This is a genomic window from Streptomyces sp. NPDC088553 (assembly GCF_044752965.1).
GTDB lineage: Bacteria > Actinomycetota > Actinomycetes > Streptomycetales > Streptomycetaceae > Streptomyces.
Window position 1 is genome coordinate 383,537 of the sequence record NZ_JBIVMG010000003.1, and the last position, 20,257, is coordinate 403,793.

Annotated in this window: 20 protein-coding genes and 1 pseudogene; 15 read left to right on the forward strand and 6 right to left on the reverse strand. The window is 72.3% G+C overall.

Features of this window, described 5'->3' with window-relative positions; all coding sequences use genetic code 11:
* The first annotated feature begins 56 nt into the window (after positions 1-56).
* Positions 57-1,640: an arabinogalactan endo-beta-1,4-galactanase gene (locus ACIP8Z_RS11110; RefSeq protein ID WP_402081550.1), complete on the forward strand. Its 1,584-nt coding sequence runs from the start codon at positions 57-59 to the stop codon at positions 1,638-1,640.
* Between the two features lie 164 nt (positions 1,641-1,804).
* On the opposite strand, the pseudogene ACIP8Z_RS11115 reads toward ACIP8Z_RS11110, so the two are convergent.
* Together ACIP8Z_RS11115 and ACIP8Z_RS11120 are read right to left on the reverse strand one after the other, a co-directional pair.
* Positions 1,805-2,258: pseudogene (locus ACIP8Z_RS11115) on the reverse strand (SMP-30/gluconolactonase/LRE family protein).
* A gap of 64 nt (positions 2,259-2,322) precedes the next feature.
* Entirely contained in the window at positions 2,323-2,781 is a 459-nt protein-coding gene (locus ACIP8Z_RS11120; RefSeq protein WP_402081552.1) for a pyridoxamine 5'-phosphate oxidase, read from the reverse strand.
* A gap of 286 nt (positions 2,782-3,067) precedes the next feature.
* Between ACIP8Z_RS11120 and ACIP8Z_RS11125 the strand changes: the two genes are divergently transcribed.
* The 12 genes from ACIP8Z_RS11125 to ACIP8Z_RS11180 all read left to right on the forward strand — a co-directional run bounded on the left by ACIP8Z_RS11125 (position 3,068) and on the right by ACIP8Z_RS11180 (position 16,838).
* Positions 3,068-3,733, forward strand: a complete 666-nt coding sequence (locus ACIP8Z_RS11125) for a GntR family transcriptional regulator (protein ID WP_402081555.1) — start codon at positions 3,068-3,070, stop codon at positions 3,731-3,733.
* Positions 3,730-4,638, forward strand: a complete 909-nt coding sequence (locus ACIP8Z_RS11130) for a dihydrodipicolinate synthase family protein (protein WP_402081557.1) — start codon at positions 3,730-3,732, stop codon at positions 4,636-4,638. The genes ACIP8Z_RS11125 and ACIP8Z_RS11130 overlap by 4 nt, the downstream gene beginning before the upstream one ends.
* On the forward strand, positions 4,635-6,443 hold the full coding sequence (gene araD, locus ACIP8Z_RS11135; protein WP_402081560.1) for an L-arabinonate dehydratase: 1,809 nt from the start codon (positions 4,635-4,637) through the stop codon (positions 6,441-6,443). Before ACIP8Z_RS11130 ends, araD begins: the two co-directional genes overlap by 4 nt.
* A gap of 114 nt (positions 6,444-6,557) precedes the next feature.
* Complete coding sequence (locus tag ACIP8Z_RS11140) at positions 6,558-7,496, forward strand: carbohydrate ABC transporter permease (protein ID WP_402081562.1); 939 nt, start codon at positions 6,558-6,560, stop codon at positions 7,494-7,496.
* Positions 7,493-8,410 (forward strand): carbohydrate ABC transporter permease, encoded by a 918-nt coding sequence (locus ACIP8Z_RS11145; protein WP_402081564.1) that lies wholly within the window; start codon positions 7,493-7,495, stop codon positions 8,408-8,410. Before ACIP8Z_RS11140 ends, ACIP8Z_RS11145 begins: the two co-directional genes overlap by 4 nt.
* Positions 8,407-9,600, forward strand: coding sequence for a Gfo/Idh/MocA family protein (locus ACIP8Z_RS11150; RefSeq protein WP_402081567.1), 1,194 nt, complete (start codon positions 8,407-8,409; stop codon positions 9,598-9,600). Before ACIP8Z_RS11145 ends, ACIP8Z_RS11150 begins: the two co-directional genes overlap by 4 nt.
* On the forward strand, positions 9,597-10,463 hold the full coding sequence (locus ACIP8Z_RS11155) for a PmoA family protein (RefSeq protein WP_402081569.1): 867 nt from the start codon (positions 9,597-9,599) through the stop codon (positions 10,461-10,463). Before ACIP8Z_RS11150 ends, ACIP8Z_RS11155 begins: the two co-directional genes overlap by 4 nt.
* Before the next feature lie 83 nt (positions 10,464-10,546).
* Positions 10,547-12,112, forward strand: coding sequence for a family 43 glycosylhydrolase (locus tag ACIP8Z_RS11160; protein ID WP_402081571.1), 1,566 nt, complete (start codon positions 10,547-10,549; stop codon positions 12,110-12,112).
* Positions 12,113-12,212: 100 nt separating this feature from the next.
* A complete protein-coding gene (locus ACIP8Z_RS11165; RefSeq protein ID WP_402081573.1) occupies positions 12,213-13,553 on the forward strand; it encodes an ABC transporter substrate-binding protein in 1,341 nt (446 codons plus the stop codon).
* Positions 13,550-14,377: a rhamnogalacturonan acetylesterase gene (locus ACIP8Z_RS11170; RefSeq protein ID WP_402081576.1), complete on the forward strand. Its 828-nt coding sequence runs from the start codon at positions 13,550-13,552 to the stop codon at positions 14,375-14,377. The genes ACIP8Z_RS11165 and ACIP8Z_RS11170 overlap by 4 nt, the downstream gene beginning before the upstream one ends.
* A complete protein-coding gene (locus ACIP8Z_RS11175; protein ID WP_402081579.1) occupies positions 14,374-15,669 on the forward strand; it encodes a polysaccharide lyase family 1 protein in 1,296 nt (431 codons plus the stop codon). Before ACIP8Z_RS11170 ends, ACIP8Z_RS11175 begins: the two co-directional genes overlap by 4 nt.
* Positions 15,670-15,695: 26 nt before the next feature.
* The gene (locus tag ACIP8Z_RS11180) at positions 15,696-16,838 is read left to right on the forward strand and encodes a pectinesterase family protein (RefSeq protein ID WP_402081582.1); all 1,143 of its coding nucleotides are present in this window, start codon (positions 15,696-15,698) and stop codon (positions 16,836-16,838) included.
* Positions 16,839-16,851: 13 nt separating this feature from the next.
* On the opposite strand, the gene ACIP8Z_RS11185 is transcribed toward ACIP8Z_RS11180, so the two are convergent.
* The gene (locus tag ACIP8Z_RS11185) at positions 16,852-17,061 is read right to left on the reverse strand and encodes a hypothetical protein (RefSeq protein ID WP_402081585.1); all 210 of its coding nucleotides are present in this window, start codon (positions 17,059-17,061) and stop codon (positions 16,852-16,854) included.
* A 189-nt stretch (positions 17,062-17,250) separates the two neighbouring features.
* Here ACIP8Z_RS11185 and ACIP8Z_RS11190 point away from each other — a divergent pair, with 189 nt between their 5' ends.
* Positions 17,251-18,051: a hypothetical protein gene (locus ACIP8Z_RS11190; protein WP_402081588.1), complete on the forward strand. Its 801-nt coding sequence runs from the start codon at positions 17,251-17,253 to the stop codon at positions 18,049-18,051.
* Between the two features lie 43 nt (positions 18,052-18,094).
* Here ACIP8Z_RS11190 and ACIP8Z_RS11195 read toward each other — a convergent pair whose 3' ends face one another.
* The 3 genes from ACIP8Z_RS11195 to ACIP8Z_RS11205 form a co-directional block, all read right to left on the reverse strand.
* Positions 18,095-18,517: a YjbQ family protein gene (locus ACIP8Z_RS11195; RefSeq protein ID WP_150162773.1), complete on the reverse strand. Its 423-nt coding sequence runs from the start codon at positions 18,515-18,517 to the stop codon at positions 18,095-18,097.
* Between the two features lie 94 nt (positions 18,518-18,611).
* A complete protein-coding gene (locus ACIP8Z_RS11200; protein ID WP_402081591.1) occupies positions 18,612-19,334 on the reverse strand; it encodes a permease prefix domain 1-containing protein in 723 nt (240 codons plus the stop codon).
* On the reverse strand, positions 19,331-19,672 hold the full coding sequence (locus ACIP8Z_RS11205; RefSeq protein ID WP_319313795.1) for a PadR family transcriptional regulator: 342 nt from the start codon (positions 19,670-19,672) through the stop codon (positions 19,331-19,333). Before ACIP8Z_RS11205 ends, ACIP8Z_RS11200 begins: the two co-directional genes overlap by 4 nt.
* 99 nt (positions 19,673-19,771) lie before the next feature.
* On the opposite strand from ACIP8Z_RS11205, the gene ACIP8Z_RS11210 reads away from it, so the two are divergent.
* On the forward strand, positions 19,772-20,251 hold the full coding sequence (locus ACIP8Z_RS11210; RefSeq protein WP_402081593.1) for a DUF2269 family protein: 480 nt from the start codon (positions 19,772-19,774) through the stop codon (positions 20,249-20,251).
* The last annotated feature ends 6 nt before the right edge of the window (positions 20,252-20,257 follow it).

Below are 20,257 nucleotides of genomic sequence, written 5' to 3' on the forward strand. Positions count from 1 at the left end.
CGTGAGGAACCACCCGCACCACACTTCTCATTGGCCACCGTCGAAGGGACTCGACGATGCACCCCACCACCGTCAGAAGCCGCATCCGCCTGCGGGCCGCCGCCGTCGCCGCCGTACTCGGGGCCCTGCTCCTGGCTCCGCTGCCCGCCGCACCGCGGGCCGAGGCCTCCGCCACCCTCACGAACGCCGGGTTCGAGAGCGACGCCACCGGGACCGCGACCCCGGCCGGCTGGTCGACCTACTCGGCCGCCGGGCAGAACGCCGCCTCGTTCACCGAGGCCGGGGGCCACAGCGGCGGACACCGCCTCAGCCACTGGTCGGCGTCCGCGTACAAGGTGGAGACGTACCAGTACCTCTCCGGGCTCGCCAACGGCACGTACACGCTGAGCGCCTGGGTGCGCTCGGGCGGCGGCCAGAACTCCGCCTACCTCGCCCTGCGGAACTGCGGCTCGGCCGAGCAGCGCACCGACCTGCCGGTGACGTCCACCTGGATTCGGATCGTCACTCCCGTCACGGTGGCGGGCGGCGCCTGCACCATCAGCATCAACTCCGACGCGAAGGCGGGCAATTGGCTGAACGTCGACGACCTGACGTTCACCTCCGGCACGACCGGCCTGGCGGTCAGGGGCGTCGACGTGTCCTCGCTCAGGAAGAGCGAGGATCTCGGCGGGACCTACAAGTCGAGTTCCGGCGCCACGGGTGACGCGGTCGCCCTCCTCAAGAACGCGGGCGCCAACTACGGCCGTCTGAAGGTGTGGGTGAACCCGGCCGACGGCTACAACGACAAGGCCCGCGTCCTCGCCACCGCACAGCGGATCAAGGCCCAGGGCATGAAGCTGCTCGTGGACTTCCACTACTCCGACATCTGGGCCGACCCGGGCGCCCAGACCAAGCCCGCCGCCTGGCAGGGCCACTCGTACACCCAGCTGAAGACGGACGTCTACCACCACACGTACGACGTCCTCAACGCCCTGAAGGCGCAGGGCACCACGGCCGACATGGTGCAGATCGGCAACGAGATCAACACCGGCATGCTGTGGCCGGAGGGCTCCACGAGCAACTGGTCGCAGCTGGCGGGGCTGCTCGGCTCCGGCGTCTCCGCGGCCAGGGCGGTCTCGTCGAGCACCCAGATCGCGCTGCACCTCGCGAACGGCGGCGACAACGCCCTGTACCGCACGTGGTTCGACAACGCGACCGCGCAGGGGGTGAGTTACGACGTGATCGCGTTCTCCTTCTACGGCTACTGGCACGGCGCCCTGTCCTCGCTCCAGGCCAACCTCGACGACATCTCCGCCCGTTACGGCAAGAAGGTGATGGTCGCCGAGACCGCGTACCCCTTCCGGCTCGACAGCGAGGACGCCCACGAGAACATCATCGACCTGTCCTCGGAGCTGGTCGCCGGCTACCCGGCGAGCACGGCCGGCCAGTCGGCCTGGCTGCGCGACGTGATGAACGTGGTCGAGGCGGTCCCGAACGGCCGCGGTCTCGGGGTCTTCTACTGGGAGCCGACCTGGACGGCCGTCACGGGCAACGGCTGGGACCCGGCCGACTCCTCGTCCGGCAACGGCTGGGAGAACCAGGCCCTGTTCGACTACGACAGCAGGCTGCTTCCGGCCGCGAACTGGCTGGCGCACCGCTGACCCGACCGCGCGCAAGGCCGGCGCACCGCCGACCCGAGCCGCACAAGGAGGGGCGGGCTCGTGCACGAGCCCGCCCCTTCCGCACGCACCGGCCGCCCGTCGGCGAGGGAGCCGCCGTCGCGCCGCCAGGCCGGGTCGCGCCGGCGGTGACCGGCCTCGGCGCCTCAGCGATCGGCGTACGGAACGCCCGGCGATCCCCTCACACCCGGGCGGCAGACGAACAGCCGCCCCGCGTCCGGCTCCGCCGCGCGGCGCCGCTCGGGCAGGCCCTCCGCGGCCGTCGTGACGACCAGGACGTCGAGGTCCGGTCCGGCGAAGGCGCAGCCCGTCACGTGGGAGGCGGGCACCTCCACGCGCGCGTGGAGGTGGCCTTCCGGCGTGAAGGCGAGGACTTCGCCGCCGCCCCACACCGCCACCCACACCCGTCCCCCGGCGTCCACCGTGAGTCCGTCCGGCACCCCCCCGGTGGAGGACCGCGAACGGCCCGCGGTCGGTCAGGGCGCCCGTGGCGACGTCGCAGGCGAAGACGTCGACCCGGCCGGTCGGGCTGTCCGCGTAGTGGAGAAGCGTGCCGTCCGGGCTCCAGCCGAGGCCGTTCGAGATGGTGACCGACTCCAGGAGCGTGGTGAGGCCGTGGCCGTCGAGACGGGCGAGGTCCTCCTCCGCCCCTGAACCGGTCCGCTCAGACCGCCCAGACGCCGTCCCGCATCAGGTGGCGCCCGGCCAGTTCGGGCTCCTCCAGCCAGGCCTCCACGGCGGTGGGGCGGACCCGGAACCAGCCGTACGAGGGCCCCGAGTTCCGCGGGTCCCAGCCGCACTTCGCGGCGAAACCCTCGATCGCCTCCGTCGGTACGTCGCCGACGACGAGGGTCGTCACGTCGCCGTCGATCAGGACGACGTCCCGGGTGTGCCCGAGCGCCAGCCGGGTCCGTCCGCCGGCGGCGAGGTTGCGGCCGGTGGGATTCGTCAGCCGGGTGCACAGCCAGACGTCCGTGCCGTCCCAGTGGAAGGCCAGCGGCACGAGGTAGGGCCGAGCGTCGGCGCCCGCCGAGGCCACCCAGATGTCCACCTCCTCCACCAGCCGGGCCAGCACGTCCTTCTTGCGCTGTTCGGTGTCTCGTATCGTGGGATGCGTCGTCATGGGCCCGACCCTACGCCGCCGCGATCACCCGCCGCCTGCTCCCAGGACGCAGGCCGTGTACGGGCGTTCCGTGACCCTCACTCTCACCCGCGCCCGCGCCTCCGGGGACGCCTGCGGCGTCAGGCCGTCCCGTCCCTTTCACCATCCGGTCCCGCGCGACCGGACACCCTCCGGAGAAAGCGCTTGCGCGAACCATTGACGAAACACGAACGCCCCCTTAGCTTCATGCCCGTTGCACTTCGTACGTCATATATGAGACGCGATACACGAGATCTGAGAGTGCTCCATGGCCTTCGCCCCCAGCCCCATCCCGTCCCGCACCCAGTACGTGCTCGAAGCGATCAAGCACGACATCCTCACCGGAGGGCTCAGACCCGGCCAGGCACTCGTCGAGGCCGAACTCGCCGCACGTTTCGGGGTGTCGAAGACCCCGGTCCGTGAGGCGCTGAAGACCCTCGCGGGCAGCGGGCTCGTGGTGATGAGCCAGTACAAGGGCGTCACGGTCCGGATGGTCGACGCCGACATGGCCCGCGCCGTATACGACGTACGCCTCCTCCTGGAACCCGAGGCGGTCCGCCGCGCCGTGGCGTCCGGCGCCCCGCTCGAAGAGGCACGGGAGGCCCTGCGCCGGGCGGCCGGGGCCGAGGACCCGGCCGAACGGTCCCTGGCCAACCGGGCGTTCCACCGGGCGCTCTACCTGCCCTGCGGCAACCCGCTGCTCGGCCGGATGCTCGACGAGGTCCGCGACCAGGCCGCTCTGGTCTCCACCGTCGCCTGGGCGGCCATCCCCTCCTGGGAGCGGGAGGCCGCCGAGCACGAGGAGATCCTGCGGCTCGCGGCCGCCGGCGACGTCGACGGGGTGGGCCGCGCGGTCCACGACCACATCGCGTCCTTCGTCGAGCGCGCCTTCCCCCAGCACCCCGAGAACCAGTCCCCCCTGAACAGCGAGTGAGCATGGAATTCGAGACGATGAGGGCCGCCCTGGCCGACGTCGTGGCCATCCCGGTCACCCCGTTCGCCGAGGACGGCTCCGTGGACACCGTCACCCACCGCGCGCTGCTGCGCCGGCTCCTCGACGGCGGGGTCCGCACCCTCACCCCCAACGGCAACACCGGCGAGTTCTACGCCCTCACTCCCGAGGAGCGCCGCTCCCTCACCGAGATCACCGTCGACGAGGCCGGCGACCGTGCCGCGATCCTCGTCGGCGTCGGCCACGACGTGCCCACGGCGGTCGAGGCCGCCCGGCACGCCCGCGCCACGGGCGCCCACATGGTGATGGTCCATCAGCCGGTCCACCCGTACGTCTCCGAGAGCGGCTGGGTCGACTACCACCGGGCCATCGCCGAGGCCGTCCCGGAGCTCGGGGTCGTCCCCTACCTCCGCAACCCGCTGCTCGGCGGGGCCCGGCTCGCGGAGCTCGGCGCCGCCTGCCCCAATGTCGTGGGGGTGAAGTACGCGGTCCCCGACGCGGCCCGGTTCGCCGGCTTCGCCCGGGACGCGGGCCTCGACCGCTTCGTCTGGGTGGCGGGCCTGGCCGAGCCGTACGCCCCCGCCTACTTCGCGAGCGGCGCCACCGGATTCACCTCCGGCCTGGTCAACGTCTCCCCCGCGCTCTCCCTGGAGATGCTGGACGCGCTGCGGTCCGGGGACTACCCGACCGCGATGAAGGTCTGGGAGCGGATCCGCCGCTTCGAGGAGCTGCGCGCGGCCAACGGCAGCGCCGACAACGTGACGGTGGTCAAGGAGGCCCTCGCCTCCCTCGGGCTCTGCCGCCGGGCGGTCCGCCCGCCGAGCCGTGAACTCCCCGACAGCGAGCGGGCCGAGGTCGCCACGATCGCGGCCGGGTGGCCGATATGAGCGGCGAAGGGCCCGCCGACGCGGGCCGGCGCGCCACGGAAGGCGGACGGCGCCCCACCGAAGGCGGCGAGCGCCCCTCCGAAGGCGGACGGCGCCCCGAGGACCTGCGCAGTCACCAGTGGTACGGCACCGACGGTCTCCGCTCCTTCAGCCACCGGGCCCGCACCCGGCAGCTCGGCTATCTCCCCGAGGAGCACCTCGGGAAGCCGGTGATCGCGATCCTCAACACCTGGTCCGACATCAACCCGTGCCACGTCCACCTCCGCGACCGCGCGCAGGCCGTGAAGCGCGGGGTGTGGCAGGCCGGCGGCTTCCCGCTGGAGTTCCCGGTCTCCACCCTCTCGGAGACGTTCCAGAAGCCGACCCCGATGCTCTACCGCAACCTCCTCGCCCTGGAGACGGAGGAGCTGCTGCGCTCGTACCCGGTGGACGGGGCGGTGCTGATGGGCGGCTGCGACAAGACGACCCCGGCACTCCTCATGGGTGCGGCCTCGGTCGACCTGCCGACGGTGTTCGTTCCGGCGGGGCCGATGCTGCCGGGGCACTGGCGGGGCGAGACGCTCGGCTCCGGTACGGACATGTGGAAGTACTGGGACGAGAAGCGTGCGGGGCGGATCGGCGACTGCGAGATGGCGGAGCTGGAGAGCGGACTCGCCCGGTCCCCCGGCCACTGCATGACGATGGGGACGGCGTCCACGCTGACCGCCGCCGCTGAGACCCTCGGCGTGACCGTCCCGGGTGCCTCCTCGGTGCCGGCGGTCGACTCGGGGCACGACCGGATGGCGGCGGCCTCGGGGCTGCGGATCGTGGAACTCGTACGACAGGACCTGCGGCTGTCGCGGATCCTGACGCGGGAGGCGTACGAGGACGCGGTCGCCGCCGTCCTGGCGCTCGGCGGCTCGACCAACGCGGTGATCCATCTGATCGCGATGGCGGGGCGCTCGGGGGTGAAGCTGACGCTCGACGACTTCGACCGGATCGCGCGGACGGTGCCGGTGCTCGCGAACCTGCGGCCGGGCGGGCGGTTCCTGATGGAGGACTTCCACTTCGCGGGCGGGATGCCGGGCTTCCTCTCCCGGCTCACCGACGTCCTGCACCTGGATCGCCCGACGGTCTCGCACACCACGCTGCGGGAGCAGCTCGACGGCGCGCTCGTGCACGACGAGGAGGTGATCCGGGACCGTTCGAGGCCGCTGGCCGCCGAGGGCGGGGTCGCGGTGCTGCGGGGCAACCTCTGCCCCGACGGAGCCGTCATCAAGCACATCGCGGCCGAGCCGCGGCTGCTCAAGCACACCGGTCCGGCGGTCGTGTTCGACGACTACCGGTCGATGCAGCGGACCATCGACGACCCGGCGCTCGGCATCACGCCCGAGCATGTGCTGGTGCTGCGCGGCGCGGGCCCTAAGGGGGGCCCGGGGATGCCGGAGTACGGCATGCTGCCCATCCCCCGGTACCTGCTCGAACAGGGTGTGCGGGACATGGTGCGGATCTCCGACGCCCGGATGAGCGGGACGAGCTACGGGGCGTGTGTGCTGCATGTGGCACCGGAGTCCCATGTCGGCGGACCCCTCGCCCTCGTCCGTACGGGCGATGCGGTCACCCTCGACGTCGCCGCACGCTCCCTCCACCTGCACGTCACGGACGAGGAGCTGGACGTCCGCCGGGCCGCCTGGACACCGCCGCCGGCTCGGTACGAGCGCGGCTACGGCGCGCTCTACATGGAGCAGATCTCCCAGGCCGACACCGGCTGCGACTTCGCGTTCCTGGCGCGTCCGGGCACCACCCCCGATCCGTACGCGGGTTGAGAACCCGCCCACGGCACCTGCCGGTTCACCGGCCCTTGCCATCGATCCGCGCCACCCTGCCCGAAATCTCGAACGTCGTTCGCGAAGCGCTTCACCGAGAACGGAGCCGCCGTCATGGCCTCAGCTGTGACCCCACCGCCCCAAGCCGTCACGGCACGGCGCCGCCGCCGCACGGGGGCGACCCCCCGCCGACTGCCGTACCTACTGATCGCCCCGGCCGGTCTGCTGATGCTGGGCTTCATCGCCTACCCGGTGATCAGCGTCTTCTACTACAGCCTCCAGCACTACAACCCCACGAAACCCTGGCGGAACGGATTCGCGGGGCTCGACAACTTCACCCGGATCTTCACGGACGACCCGCGGTTCTGGGGAACGCTGACCTTCAGCCTCAAGTGGGTCGTCGTCGAGGTGACGCTCCAGCTCCTCTTCGGGCTCGCCCTCGCGCTCATCGTGAACCAGACGTTCGTGGGCCGCGCCCTGGGCCGGGCCCTGGTCTTCTCCCCGTGGGCCGTCTCGGGCGTGCTCACCTCCGCGATCTGGGTGCTGCTCTACAACTCCCAGACCGGGATCAGCCGTTACCTCGCGGACCTGGGCCTCGGCACGTACGGCACGTCCTGGCTCTCCGACACCTCGACCGTGTTCCCGGCGGCTGTCGTCGCCGACCTCTGGCGCGGGGTGCCCTTCTTCGCCATCCTCATCCTGGCCGACCTGCAGTCGGTGCCGAAGGACCTGTACGAGGCGGCCGAGGTCGACGGGGCCGGCCGGGTCCGGCAGTTCGTCCACATCACCCTGCCGCACATCCGGGACGCGATCGTCCTCTCCACACTGCTGCGCGCGGTCTGGGAGTTCAACAACGTCGACCTGCTGTACACGCTGACCGGCGGCGGCCCCGCGGGCGAGACGACCACGCTGCCGCTGTACATCGCCCACACCAGCGTCGACGCCCACAACTTCGGATACGCCTCCGCCCTCACCACGGTGGCGTTCGTGATCCTTCTCTTCTGCTCGATGGTCTATCTGCGTTTGAGCAAGTTCGGAGGCGACGTCACATGACGGCCGAGTCCACCCTGACCGCCGCCCCCTCCCCGGGGACCGCGCAGGTCCCGCCACCCCCCGACCGGACCCCGCCGGCCACCGCCCGCGCCAGGCGCAGGGCGTGGGACGAGGTGCCCCGCTGGCAGATCTACCTGCCCCTCGGTATCTACCTCGTCTTCACCCTGGTCCCCTTCTACTGGATCCTGCTCTTCGCCGTACGCCCGGCCGGTTCCACCTCGCTGCTGCCCTGGCCGATGACCACAGCGCACTTCGAGAAGGTCTGGAACGAGCGCAGCTTCGCCGTCTTCTTCCAGAACAGCCTGCTCATCGGGGTCGCGGTGCTCATCAGCACCACCGTCGTCGCCCTCGCCGGCGGTTACGCGCTCGCCCGCTTCGACTTCAGGATCAAGAAGGGCTTCATGCTGGCCCTGCTCTGCTCGCAGTTCGTGCCGGGCGCCCTGCTCCTCGTCCCGCTGTTCCAGATCTTCGCGGAGCTGCGGATGATCAACTCCCTGGGGAGTGTGATCATCGCCGAGACCGTCTTCCAGCTGCCGCTGTCGATGATCCTGATCAGCGGCTTCATCAGGAACGTGCCGTACTCCCTGGAGGAGGCCGCCTGGGTCGACGGCTGCAACCGCTTCAGCGCCTTCCGCATCGTCGTCCTCCCCCTCCTGCGGCCCGGCCTGGTCGCCGTCGGCTCCTTCGCCTTCGTCCACGCCTGGAACCACTTCCTCTTCGCCCTGATGTTCCTCAGCAGCCAGGACAAGCAGACGATCCCGGTCGGCCTCAACACCCTCATGGGCGCCGACAGCGTCGATCTCGGGGCGCTCGCCGCGGGCGGCGTCATCGCCGCCGTACCCGTCGTCATCGTCTTCGGCTTCATCCAGAAGTGGCTGGTCACGGGGTTCAGCGCCGGGGCGGTGAAGGGATGAACAGCAACCCCACGCACAGGGAAGACATGAACACCGCACCCACACCCCTGCCGGTCGTACTCGCCGGTGCCCGCGGCCACGGCCGCAGCCACCTCCTCAACATCCGCCGGCTCGAAGAGCGCGGACTCGTCCGCCTCGCCGGGGTCTGCGAGCTGCGCCCGCTCGACGCCACCGAGCTCGACGGCATCGGGGACCCTGAGCAGTCGGCCGACCTCGAGGCGCTGCTCGCCTCCACCGGCGCCCGGATCGCCGTGCTCAGCACCCCCATCCAGACCCACACCGACATGGCGCTCGCCGCCGCCCGGCACGGGGCGCACATCCTCCTGGAGAAGCCGCCGGCCCCGTCGTACGCGGAGTTCCGCCGGATGGCCGACGGCGTCGAGGCGGCCGGAGTGGCCTGCCAGATCGGGTTCCAGTCGCTGGGGTCGCACGCGGTGCCCGCGATCCGCCGGATGGTCGCGGAGGGCGCGATCGGCGAACTCCTCGGCGTCGGCGCGGCCGGGGCCTGGATCCGTGACGAGGCCTACTTCCGGCGCGTCCCCTGGGCGGGCCGCCGCCGGCTCGGCGGGGCCGACGTCGTCGACGGGGCACTCACCAATCCCCTCGCGCACGCCGTCGCCACGGCGCTCGCGCTGGCCGGCCGCACCCGCGCCGAGGACGTCGAGCACATCGAGACCGAGCTGCTGCACGCCCACGCCATCGAGTCCGACGACACGTCGGCGGTACGGATCGTCACCTCGGCCGGCACCCGGGTCACCGTCGCGGCGACGCTCTGCGCCGAGCGGTCCTCGGAGCCGTACGTCGTCGTCCACGGCACCCAGGGCCGGATCACCTTCTGGTACCGGCAGGACCGGGTGCTGGTCCAGCGCGCCGGGCACGGACCGGTGGAGACCGAGTACGGCCGTACGGACCTCCTGGAGAACCTCGTCGCGCACGTCACCGAGGGCGCGCCGCTGTGCGTGCCGCCGGCGGCGACCGGCGCGTTCATGCGGGTCGTCGAGGCGGTACGGACGGCTCCCGACCCGCTGGCGATACCCGCCGCGCACTGGCGCACCGAGCCCGGCGAGAGCGCGCCGCGCCGGGTCGTCGACGGCGTCGACGCCCTGGTGGACGCCAGTGCCGACGAGCTCAGGCTGTTCTCCGAACTCGGCGCCTCCTGGGCTCCGTCGACCCGGGCGGTGGCCCGATGATCCCCGAGTCCCCGACGGTCCTGCGCTGCGCGGGCCGCGCCGTCGCCCGGTACACGACCCGGCCCGCACTGGCCCCCGACCGCTCCCCCCGGCCGTACCTCCACCCGGTCACGACCCTCGCCGGCCGGCCGGTGACCGAGACGGCGCCCGAGGACCATCCGCACCACCTCGGCGTGGGCGTCGCGGTGCCCGACGTCGCCGGCCACAACTTCTGGGGCGGCCGCACCTTCGTCCGCGACCGCGGGTCGGTGGCGCTGGACAACCACGGGGTGCAGCGGCACGACGGGTTCAAGCTGTGCGACCCCGACGGCTTCGTGGAGGAGCTGACCTGGACGGCCGGGGGCGAGCGGCTGCTGCGCGAGCACCGGACGGTGGCGGCCACCGCGCTCACGGAGACGGCCTGGGCCCTCGACCTCACCCTCTCGCTCACCAACGTGTCCGGGCGGGACCTGTCGATCGGCAGCCCCGCGACGAACGGCCGCCCGGGCGCCGCGTACGGCGGCTTCTTCTGGCGTGCGCCGAAGGAGGCGGCGGCTCCGGTGGTGTTCGCCGCCGGGGCGGGGGCCGACGGTCCGGGCGCGGACGGCGAGGAGGCGGTGCACGGGGCCCCAGCCGACTGGGTGGCGCTCGCGGGCGAGGGGTGGACCCTGGTGTTCGCCGGGGCGACGGCCCGGACCCGTGAGGACCCGTGGTTCGTCCGGGCGGCCGAGTACCCGGGCGTCGGTTCCTCGCTCGCGTACGGCCAGCGGCTTCCGGTGGCCGCCGGAGAGACGTTCGTACGGCGGGTGGTGACCGTCGTCGCCGACGGACGCCTCGACCGGGACGGGGCCGCGTCCCTGGTACGCAAGGCGGTGACGTCGTGACGGGGGCCGGTGCCGTCCTTCCGACGGGGGCCGGTGCCGTCCTTCCGACGGGGGACCTCGGTGACGGTACGTACCGCAATCCCGTGCTCGCCGCAGACTGGTCCGACCCCGACGTGGTCCGGGTCGGCGAGGACTACCACCTGACGGCGTCCAGCTTCGGCCGCGCCCCCGGGCTGCCGCTCCTGCACTCCCGGGACCTGGTCAACTGGACGCTCGTCGGACACGCCCTGGAGCGGCTCGAACCGGCCGCCGCGTTCACGGAGCCCCGGCACGACCGCGGGGTCTGGGCGCCCTCGTTCCGGTACCACGACGGCCGTTTCTGGATCTTCTGGGGCGACCCCGACCACGGGATCTTCCAGGTCAACGCCCCATCCGTACGCGGCCCGTGGACGACCCCGCACCTGGTGAAGGCGGGCCGGGGTCTGATCGACGCCTGCCCGCTGTGGGACGAGGAGTCGGGGGAGGCGTACCTCGTGCACGCCTGGGCCAAGTCCCGCGCCGGCTTCAACAACCGGCTCACCGGGCACCGGATGAGCCCGGACGGGACGAGGCTCCTCGACGCGGGCCGGGTCCTCGTGGACGCCGACCGGCTCCCCGGCTGGTTCACCCTGGAGGGCCCCAAGCTGTACCGGCACGACGGCTGGTTCTGGATCTTCGCCCCGGCCGGGGGCGTGGCCACCGGCTGGCAGGGCGCGTTCCGGTCGCGGTCGTTCTTCGGCCCGTACGAGGAGCGGATCGTCCTCGCGCAGGGCGACACCGACGTCAACGGGCCGCACCAGGGCGGCTGGGTGCGCACCGGGCCGGGCGAGGACTGGTTCCTGCACTTCCAGCAGTCGGGCGCGCACGGCCGGCTCGTCCATCTCCAGCCGATGCGCTGGGACACGGACGGCTGGCCCGTGCTCGGCGACGAGGGCGCCCCGGTCCGGGTGCACCGCAAGCCGGACCTGCCGGAGCAGCCGCCCGCTCGGCCGGCCGTGGACGACACGTTTCCCGGCGGCCGGTTCGGCAGGCAGTGGCAGTGGACCGCCAACCCGGGCGAGGGCTGGGCCAGTCAGCACACGGGCGACGGGCTGCGGCTCGACTGTGTGCGGTCGGACCGGCCGGCCGATCTCCGCGGCATGCCGCACGTCCTCACCCAGCGGCTGCCCGCCGGGGCCGTGGTCGTCGAGGTCGGGCTGCGGCTCGACGCGGTGGCGCCCGGGGCCCGCGCGGGGCTCGTCGTCCTGGGGGACGCGTACGCGTGGATCGGTCTGGAGCGGGCGCCGGACGGCACGGCCCGGCTCGTCCACCGCTTCGCCCCGGCGGCCGCGGACCGCGAACGGGACGCGGCCCGCTCCCGGCCGCTGACCGGGGACCGGGTCCTGCTCCGGGTCGAGGTCACGGCGGACGCGCGCTGCCGGTTCTCGTACGACACCGGGCACGGCCGCGACACCGGTACCGATGCCGACGCCGATCCCGGGGCCCGTTCAGGTTCCCGTTCCGGGTCCGGCGGCGGTTCCGGCGGCGGGCCGGTCCGGCTCGGTCCGGAGTTCGCCGCCACCCCCTGGCGCTGGGTCGGCGCGTTGCTCGGCCTGTTCGCCGGAGCGCCGGAAGGCGCGGGACACGCCGGGACGGCCGTGTTCTCCGACTTCCGCGTCACCGCCGCCTGAGCGGCATCCCCCGGGGCTCCCCACCGGGGCGCCCCGCCCCGAACTCCCCCACACCCCATCCCCGTACTCCCCTCAACACCCCGAGAGAAGAGAGCCGACGATGACCATCTTCCCCGGCGGACGGCGCAGAGCCGCCCTCGCCCTCGCCCTGACCGGCGTCCTCGCCCTGTCCGCCACCGCCTGCGGTGACGACGGCGGCGGCGGGGGCGGCGCCAAGGGCACCGAGGGATCGGGCAAGGGAAAGATCACCTTCTGGGACAACAACGGCGGTGTCCGCACCGACGTCTGGAAGGAGATCATCGCGGACTTCGAGAAGGCGAACCCCGACATCGACGTCGAGTACGTCGGTATCGCCTCCAAGGAGGTCCAGTCGAAGTACGACACCGCGATCCAGGGCGACGGCCTGCCGGACGTCGGCGGCGTCGGCGCGGCGATGCTCGCCGGGATCGCCGCGCAGAACGCCCTGGAGCCGCTGGACGCGCGGATCGAGGGCAGCGCGCTCAAGGGCAAACTGAACGCCGGCATGGTCGCGAGCGTGAAGTCGGCCGGTGGGCGGGACGAGCTGTTCACCGTCCCCACCTCCGCGAGCAACGGCGTGCTGTACTACCGCACCGATCTGTTCAAGGCGGCCGGCCTCCAGGAGCCCACCACCTGGTCGAGGTTCTACGCGGCGGCCGAGAAGCTGACGGCCACCGACAAGAACCGCTTCGGGTACACCATCCGCGGCGGCGCGGGCTCGATCGCCCAGGCCCTGGACGCCATGTACGGCCAGAGCGGCATCACGAGCTTCTGGAACGGCGACAGAACCACCGTCAACGATCCCAAGAACGTGGCCGCGCTCGAGAAGTACGCCGGCCTGTTCAAGAAGACCACCCCGGCCGCCGACGTGAACAACGACTTCACCAAGATGGTCGCGCAGTGGGACAGCGGCCAGATCGGCATGCTGAACCACAACCTCGGCTCGTACCAGGACCACGTGAAGGCCCTGGGCACGGAGAAGTTCCGGGGCATCCCCAACCCGACCCTCGACGACGGCACCCGGGTGCAGGTCTCCAACCCGGTCGACGGCCTCGGCCTCTTCTCCTCCAGCAAGAACAAGGCCGCCGCCTGGAAGTTCATCGAGTTCGCCGCCTCGCACGCCTCCAACAGCAAGTGGAACAGGTCCGCCGGCGCCATCCCGGCCAACACGGAGGCCGCCCGGGACCCGTGGCTCCAGGAGGCGGAGCCGACGAAGCTCGGCGCCGAGGTCCTCTTCAGCGGCAAGGCCACGATCGTGGAGCTGCCGTACTACCTGCCGGACTGGAACACCATCTCCAAGGCCGAGAACGAGCCGGGCTTCCAGAAGGTCCTGCTCGGTACGTCCACCGCCAAGGAGTTCCTCGACCACCTGGCCGAACAGCTGAACACGGCGCAGGCCGAGTGGAAGCAGCAGAACCCGTGAGCGTCGGCCGCCGCGCGGTGGTCACGGCCGGGGCGAGCCTCGCGCTCGCCCTGGCCGGGGCTCCCCCGGCCCGTTCCCAAGGACACCCCCGTATGCGCACCCTCTTCATCGCCGGCGACTCCACCGCCGCCCAGAAGTACGCCGACGCCGCGCCGGAGACCGGCTGGGGCATGGCCCTCCCCTTCTTCCTGCACCGGGGCGTGCGCGTCGCCAACCACGCGGTCAACGGGCGCAGCACCAAGAGCTTCCTCGACGAGGGACGGCTCGACGCGATCCTGGCCGCGCTGCGCCCCGGCGACCTGCTCCTGATCCAGTTCGGCCACAACGACCAGAAGGTCGCCGACCCCACCCGCTACACCGAGCCGTGGACCACCTACCAGGACAACCTGCGGGTCTTCGTCGAGGGCGCGCGGTCCCGGGGCGCCCTCCCGGTGTTCGCCACCTCCGTCGAGCGGCGCCGGTTCGACGTGGACGGCACCGCGCTGCGGACGCTCGGCGCGTACCCGGCGGCGATGCGGGAGGCCGCACGCGAGTCGGACGTCCCCCTCCTCGACATCGAGGCGCTGTCCCTCGCCCTGTGGCAGCGGCTCGGCCCCGAGGCCACCACGGCGTACTTCAACTGGACCGCGACCGAGCAGGACAACACCCACTTCAACCCGCCGGGGGCGATCGAGGTGGCCCGGCTGGTCATCGCCGAGCTGCTCCGCACCCATGTCCTCGCCCCGCGCGAGACGCGCCGCGTGGACGACCACATACCCGCCGGGCTCATCACCTGGCCCGAACCCACCCCTGCCGTTTCCGAGTTCGAGGAGAGCCGATCGTGAACCGACGCACGCGACGTGGAGTGGTGGCCGCGGCCGCCCTCACCCTGACGATGACCGCCCCCGCGGCCGCTGCCCACGCCGGCCCGCGCCCCGGCGCCGACCCCGCCCGCGCCACGCTGCCGGCCGGTGACGGCTGGGCGTCCGAGGGGACCGGCACGACCGGCGGATCGTCCGCCGTCGCCTCCCGCGTCTTCACCGTCACCACCTGGGAGGAGTTCCGGGAGGCGCTGGCCGTGCCCGGCACCGAACCCCGGATCGTCAAGGTGGTGGGCACGCTGAACGCCACCGCCGCCGGCTGCGCCGCCTTCGAGGCCCCCGGCTACGACTTCGCCCGCTACCTCGCCGACTACGACCCCGCCGTCTGGGGGTACGAGAACGTGGTCAGCGGCCCCCAGGAGGATCTGCGGGCGGCGTCCGCGACCGCCCAGGGCCAGGCCATCAAGGTCAAGGTGCCCGCGAACACCACGATCGTCGGTGTCGGCGACCACGCCGGGATCACCGGCGGCAGCCTCCAGGTGCAGGGCGTCGACAACGTCGTGGTCCGCAACCTGACGATCGAGAGCCCGCTCGACTGCTTCCCGCAGTGGGATCCGACGGACGGTGCGACCGGGGCGTGGAACTCCGAGTACGACAGCCTCGTCGTGTACGGCTCCACCCATGTCTGGATCGACCACAACACCTTCACCGACGGGGCCCACCCGGACAGTTCGCTGCCCTCGTACTACGGCGAGGTCTACCAGCAGCACGACGGCGAGCTGGACGTCGTGCGGGGCGCGGACCTCGTCACGGTCTCGTGGAACGTCTTCACCGACCACGACAAGACCCTGATGATCGGCAACAGCGACAGCGCGGGCGCCACCGACCGGGGCAGGCTGCGGGTCACCCTGCACCACAACCTCTTCAAGAACGTGGTCGAGCGGGCGCCGCGGGTCCGCTTCGGGCAGGTCGACGCGTACAACAACCACTTCGTGGTGCCGAGTTCGACGTACGTGTACAGCCTCGGCGTCGGGCAGGAGTCCCAGCTCTTCGCGGAGAAGAACGCGTTCACGCTCGCCGGCGACGTACCGGCGGGCAAGATCCTCAAGAAGTGGAAGGACGCGCCCGTCACCACCGTGGGCAACTACGTGAACGGCCAGCCGGTCGACCTCCTCGCCGTCCACAACACCCAGTTCCCCGAGGAGCTGTTGCGGGCCGACGCGGGTTGGACCCCCGTTCTGCGCACCCGCGTCGACCACCCGCGCGCCGTGCCCGCCCTCGTCGACCACCACGCGGGCGCCGGCCGCTCCTGCTGAGCCCACCCGCCTCCAGGAGGAGCCGTATGCCCTCACACCCCACCGAAGCGGCCCCGGGGCGCCGTTCGCTGCTCCTGGGCGCGGCGGGAGCGGCACTCACCGCCCTCGCCCTGCCCACCGCACCCGCCTCGGCCGCCGCTCCGTCGCGCGCCCGCCCCTTCGGCAGGTTCGGTTCGCCCGCGCGCCGGCTCACCGAGCGGACGCGGTACGTCCACCCGGGCGGCCTCGGCGACCACACCACCGTCCAGGCGGCGGTGACCGCCGCGAGCGGCGTCGGCTGGACCCTGGTGCTCGCCCCCGGGACGTACCGGGAGACGGTCGCCGTGAGTTCCGCCCGTACGGACATGACCTGGATCGGCGCGAGCGGCGACCCCCGGGACGTCGTCGTCGTGTACGCCAACGCCGCCGGTACGCCGCGCCCCGAGGGCGGCACCCACGGCACCACCGGGTCGGCGACCACCCTCGTCCAGGCCGCCGGTTTCACCGCCCTCGGCATCACCTTCGCCAACGACTTCCTCCGTACCGATCTGCCGGGGAACCCCGGCACGCAGGCCGTCGCCCTCAAGGTGCAGGGCGACCGGTCGGCCTTCCTGCACTGCCGATTCGTCGGCCATCAGGACACCCTGTACGCCGACTCCATGGCCCTGACGGCCTTCGCCCGCCAGTACTTCGCGTACTGCTACGTGGAGGGGGACGTCGACTTCGTCTTCGGCCGGGCCACCGCCGTGTTCGAGCACTGCCACTTCCGTACGCTGTTCCGCCCCGATCTGGCGGCGGCCCCGCACGGCTTCGTCTTCGCCCCGTCCACGGCCCGGGAGAGCCCGTACGGTTTCCTCGCCACCCGCTGCCGGGTCACCGGCACGACCCCGGACGGCTTCTACAAGCTGGCCCGCCCCTGGGTCCCCGGCTCGGACCCCACGGCTTGGCCGTCGCTCCTGGTCCGGGACAGCTTCCTCGGCCCGGCGATCGACGCGGTCACCCCGTACGCGAACATGCGCGACACGTCCCCCTGGCAGGAACAGCGCTTCGCCGAGTACCGCAACTCCGGGCCGGGCGCCCGGGTCTCCGCCCCCGAGAACCGCCCCCAACTCACCTCTGTCGAAGCCGAATCGGTGAACCGAGCCACCTACCTGGGTGACTGGGACCCGGTCCTGCCTCAATCCCCCTGACGTCCTTCCGCACTCACTCACCGCCTGATTCCGCATCCATGTCGCCGGCGGCCGTCCCCTCGCCGCCGGCCCGGCACGTACACCCGGCCCCGCTCGTCGTCAGCGAACGCCAGGCCGCCACGAGTTCCGGCAGCTGCTTGAGAAGGCTGGTGATCAGCGTGACCACCAGGGCGAGAAAACCGAAGAGGCCGAGGGCGAGCATGGTCAGGACATCCCAGGACAAGGAGTGCTCCGTTCAGTGTGTGGACGTCGGCCTCTCCACTCTCCGCGCCCTGGAGGGATGCCCGCCCACGACATGACAGCCAACTGCGTGGACACGCAGCCGGGTTGCCACTCTTTGACACCACGGGCGCCTCCGGTGAAGCATCTGCACAGACAGCAGGAGGGGGTGGCGTCGATGACGGCCGTGCCGATGCCCGACGAATCCGAGGTGCCGCCCGGGCCGCGCCGCACGCTCCTCGAGGAGCTGCTCTCCCTCCACCGGCAGGCGGGGAACCCCAGCCGCCGCCGGATCGCGGAGCAGATCCGGAAGATCGACGAACGCACCGCTGAAGTGAGTCGTGGGACGGTCTCCACCCTGCTCACGAAGGGAGAGTTCCCCACGTGGGCCAGACTGGAAGCCGTCGTACTGGCCCTGGCCGGTATGGCGACCGGGAGACCCAGGCCCCGTGAGGTGGCGTTGTGGTTCCACTCCCTGTGGGAGCGCACCACCGAGTCCGCCCCGCGTCACGACGTACGGGACGGGCGGGTGGCCCGGCGACGGCCGGACGGGCTGCTCCCGCCGGACGCCGCGACGGGCACGCTGCCCGCGGCCCCCGAGGCGCACTGGGCGGCGGCGGAGATGACCAAGGCGCGCCTGGAGTTCGCGTCGGATCCCTCCCTCCGCCTCGTCGACGTCGAGGCGACCGCCGAGGAGATCACGGTGATCGTCAACTCGACTCATCCCCTGGCGGCGGCCTTCACCCCCCGGGAGGACCGTCGGCCCTCCGACGTGTCGCCCGCGGAGCTGCGGGAGGAGATCCGCCGGATGCGCCGCGCCTTCGACCTTCTGATGATCGCCTGGGGGATGACGACCGGAGACGCCCCGTCGGACGACGTGCGGCGCCTCCTCGACCAGGCACAACACACCTGGAGCCGGAATGCCCTGACCGTCGACGCCTGGGACCGCGACGACTTCGACTGGAGCGATCCCGCGACCTGGCGGTGGATGTAGCGGCCGCGCCCCGGACCCTCGTCCCGCACGACCACCGGCTCCGTCATCCCAGGAACGACAGGCGGACCTGGCGGTCGGGGTTGTCCTTGTTCGTGTCCACCAGGCACACCGACTGCCAGGTGCCGAGCGCCAGTTCGCCGTCGATCACCGGGAGCGTCGCGTGCGGGGCGACGAGGGCCGGCAGGACGTGGTCACGGCCGTGGCCCCGGCTTCCGTGGCGGTGCTGCCAGCGTTCGTCGGCGGGGAGCAGGTGGTGCAGGGCCGTCAGCAGGTCGTGGTCGCTGCCCGCACCCGTCTCGATCAGCGCCACGCCCGTCGTCGCGTGGGGGGTGAAGACGTTGAGGAGGCCTCCCCGCCCCTGTGCCACCTCGGCCAGGAAGGCGACGCACTCCCCGGTCAGGTCGTACACCGTCTCCGACCCTCCGGTGGTGACGTCCAGGACGCGTGTGGCGAAACCGTTGCTCATCCCCTCATCGTGACGGAGCGGGGCGGTCTTCTCAAACGTCCCACGCAGACGGCCCGGCGAGGTACGCCCGGGTGCTCTCGCGCGACGTCCGGTGTCAGCCGGGCTCCGGTGCCCCGAGGACCGGCAGCCGCGCGCAGCGGCGGCAGGCGCGGGCCGAGGTCGCCACGACGGCGTGGGAGGCGGCCGCGAGCGCGCCCGCGAAGGCGAGCAGCGGCCAGTTCGTCGCGAGCGCGGCGGCGGTGGCGAGGGCGAGTGCCGTCACCGCCATGGCGGCTCCGGCGGTCGTGCCGGTCCAGGCGACGACCGCCGGCAGCCGGGCCGGCGGGGACAGCCGGCGGGCGAGGGTTCCGGTGACGGCCAGAGCAGCGGCGGCGAGCAGGGTGGCGGCGATCGCGACTCCGGACAGGTGCGCGGCCAGGAGTCGTGAGGCGTGGAGAACCGGTCCCGCGGGTTCCTGGGCGGTGGCGCCGGTGACGTACCAGCAGGCGATCAGGAAGGGTGCGGTGAGCGCCACGACCCGGGCGGTGTGCCGGGCCTGGGCGAGGGTCAGCTCCCGCTGACAGCTCGGGACGAGCTCGTCGACGGTCCCGAACTCCCGGATCGCCGCACCGATCGCCTCACGCCGTGGGACGCCCCGCTCGATCTGCGCGTCCGCCGTGTCCTCCAGTCCGCCGCGGATCTCCTCGATCATCCGGTCCTTGGCCCGGGCGGGCCCGTGCAGGGCGGCGGTGAGGCCGGAGACGTACGCGGCGAGCGGGTCGGCGGCGTGATCGGTGCCGGCGGAGTCGGTGTCGTCGCCCGTGTCTGCGGCGGTCATGTGGCGAGCCCGTGCGGTGGGGTGGGGTTGAGGACCGAGCCGATCGCCGCGGTGAACTCGTTCCAGGCCGTGCGTTCACCGGCGAGCGTGCGCCGGCCCTCGTCGGTCAGCTCGTAGCAGCGGCGGCGCCGCTCCCCGGAGGACTGCCAGCTGCTGCTCAGCAGGCCGGTGCGCTCCAGCCGGTTCAGGGCCGGATAGATGGTGCCCGTGCGCAGTTCGAGCACGCCTCCGCTGCGCTGCTGGACCGCGGCGATGATCGCGTACCCGTGCAGCGGGCCGGGTTCGAGCACCGCGAGCAGCAGTCCGTCCAGGTGCCCTCGCACCGCATCCGCCTTCATAGGTAGGCAGCCTACACAAGAGAGCGGTAGGCAGTGTATGTATTGGCAGCCAACCTATTGGTAGTCAGAACATCCAGCTCTCGTCCGGAGGCACGCGCCGTGACCGAATTCCTGCTGTCCGTCCACGTCCTGGTGGCGATCGTCACGGTCGGATCGATCACCGTGGCCGCCTCGATGTTCCCGCGCATCGCGCTCCGGGCGTGCGGCGGCGAGGAGCGGGACGGCCGGTCCGAGGGGACGGGAACGGCCGTGCTCCTCCACCGGGTCTGCACCGGATACGCCGTCGCGGGGGTCGTCGTGCCGGTGTTCGGCATCGCCACCGGCGCCCAGCTCGGTGTGCTGACCGACGCGTGGCTGATCGTCTCGCTCGTGCTCACCGTCGCCGCCGCGGTCCTGCTCGGCCTGGCCGTCCTGCCGGGTCAGCGGCGTCTGCTCGCCCTCGCCGAGGGCGCGGCCACGGAGGAGGAGGCGCGGCCCACCGCGTCCCGGCTGTCCATGACGACCGGGGTGTTCAACGTCCTGTGGGCCGTGGTCGTCGTCCTGATGATCGTGCGCCCCGGCTCCACGACGGGTGTCTGATCCGGC

What these genes read in the sequence shown, in the direction of transcription:
- ACIP8Z_RS11110 (WP_402081550.1), top strand. Translation starts at nt 57, where the DNA reads ATGCACCCCACCACCGTCAGAAGCCGCATCCGCCTGCGGGCCGCCGCC.
- ACIP8Z_RS11120 (WP_402081552.1), bottom strand. Translation starts at nt 2,781, where the DNA reads ATGACGACGCATCCCACGATACGAGACACCGAACAGCGCAAGAAGGAC.
- ACIP8Z_RS11125 (WP_402081555.1), top strand. Translation starts at nt 3,068, where the DNA reads ATGGCCTTCGCCCCCAGCCCCATCCCGTCCCGCACCCAGTACGTGCTC.
- araD (WP_402081560.1), top strand. Translation starts at nt 4,635, where the DNA reads ATGAGCGGCGAAGGGCCCGCCGACGCGGGCCGGCGCGCCACGGAAGGC.
- ACIP8Z_RS11140 (WP_402081562.1), top strand. Translation starts at nt 6,558, where the DNA reads ATGGCCTCAGCTGTGACCCCACCGCCCCAAGCCGTCACGGCACGGCGC.
- ACIP8Z_RS11145 (WP_402081564.1), top strand. Translation starts at nt 7,493, where the DNA reads ATGACGGCCGAGTCCACCCTGACCGCCGCCCCCTCCCCGGGGACCGCG.
- ACIP8Z_RS11150 (WP_402081567.1), top strand. Translation starts at nt 8,407, where the DNA reads ATGAACAGCAACCCCACGCACAGGGAAGACATGAACACCGCACCCACA.
- ACIP8Z_RS11155 (WP_402081569.1), top strand. Translation starts at nt 9,597, where the DNA reads ATGATCCCCGAGTCCCCGACGGTCCTGCGCTGCGCGGGCCGCGCCGTC.
- ACIP8Z_RS11165 (WP_402081573.1), top strand. Translation starts at nt 12,213, where the DNA reads ATGACCATCTTCCCCGGCGGACGGCGCAGAGCCGCCCTCGCCCTCGCC.
- ACIP8Z_RS11180 (WP_402081582.1), top strand. Translation starts at nt 15,696, where the DNA reads ATGCCCTCACACCCCACCGAAGCGGCCCCGGGGCGCCGTTCGCTGCTC.
- ACIP8Z_RS11190 (WP_402081588.1), top strand. Translation starts at nt 17,251, where the DNA reads ATGCCCGACGAATCCGAGGTGCCGCCCGGGCCGCGCCGCACGCTCCTC.
- ACIP8Z_RS11195 (WP_150162773.1), bottom strand. Translation starts at nt 18,517, where the DNA reads ATGAGCAACGGTTTCGCCACACGCGTCCTGGACGTCACCACCGGAGGG.
- ACIP8Z_RS11200 (WP_402081591.1), bottom strand. Translation starts at nt 19,334, where the DNA reads ATGACCGCCGCAGACACGGGCGACGACACCGACTCCGCCGGCACCGAT.
- ACIP8Z_RS11205 (WP_319313795.1), bottom strand. Translation starts at nt 19,672, where the DNA reads ATGAAGGCGGATGCGGTGCGAGGGCACCTGGACGGACTGCTGCTCGCG.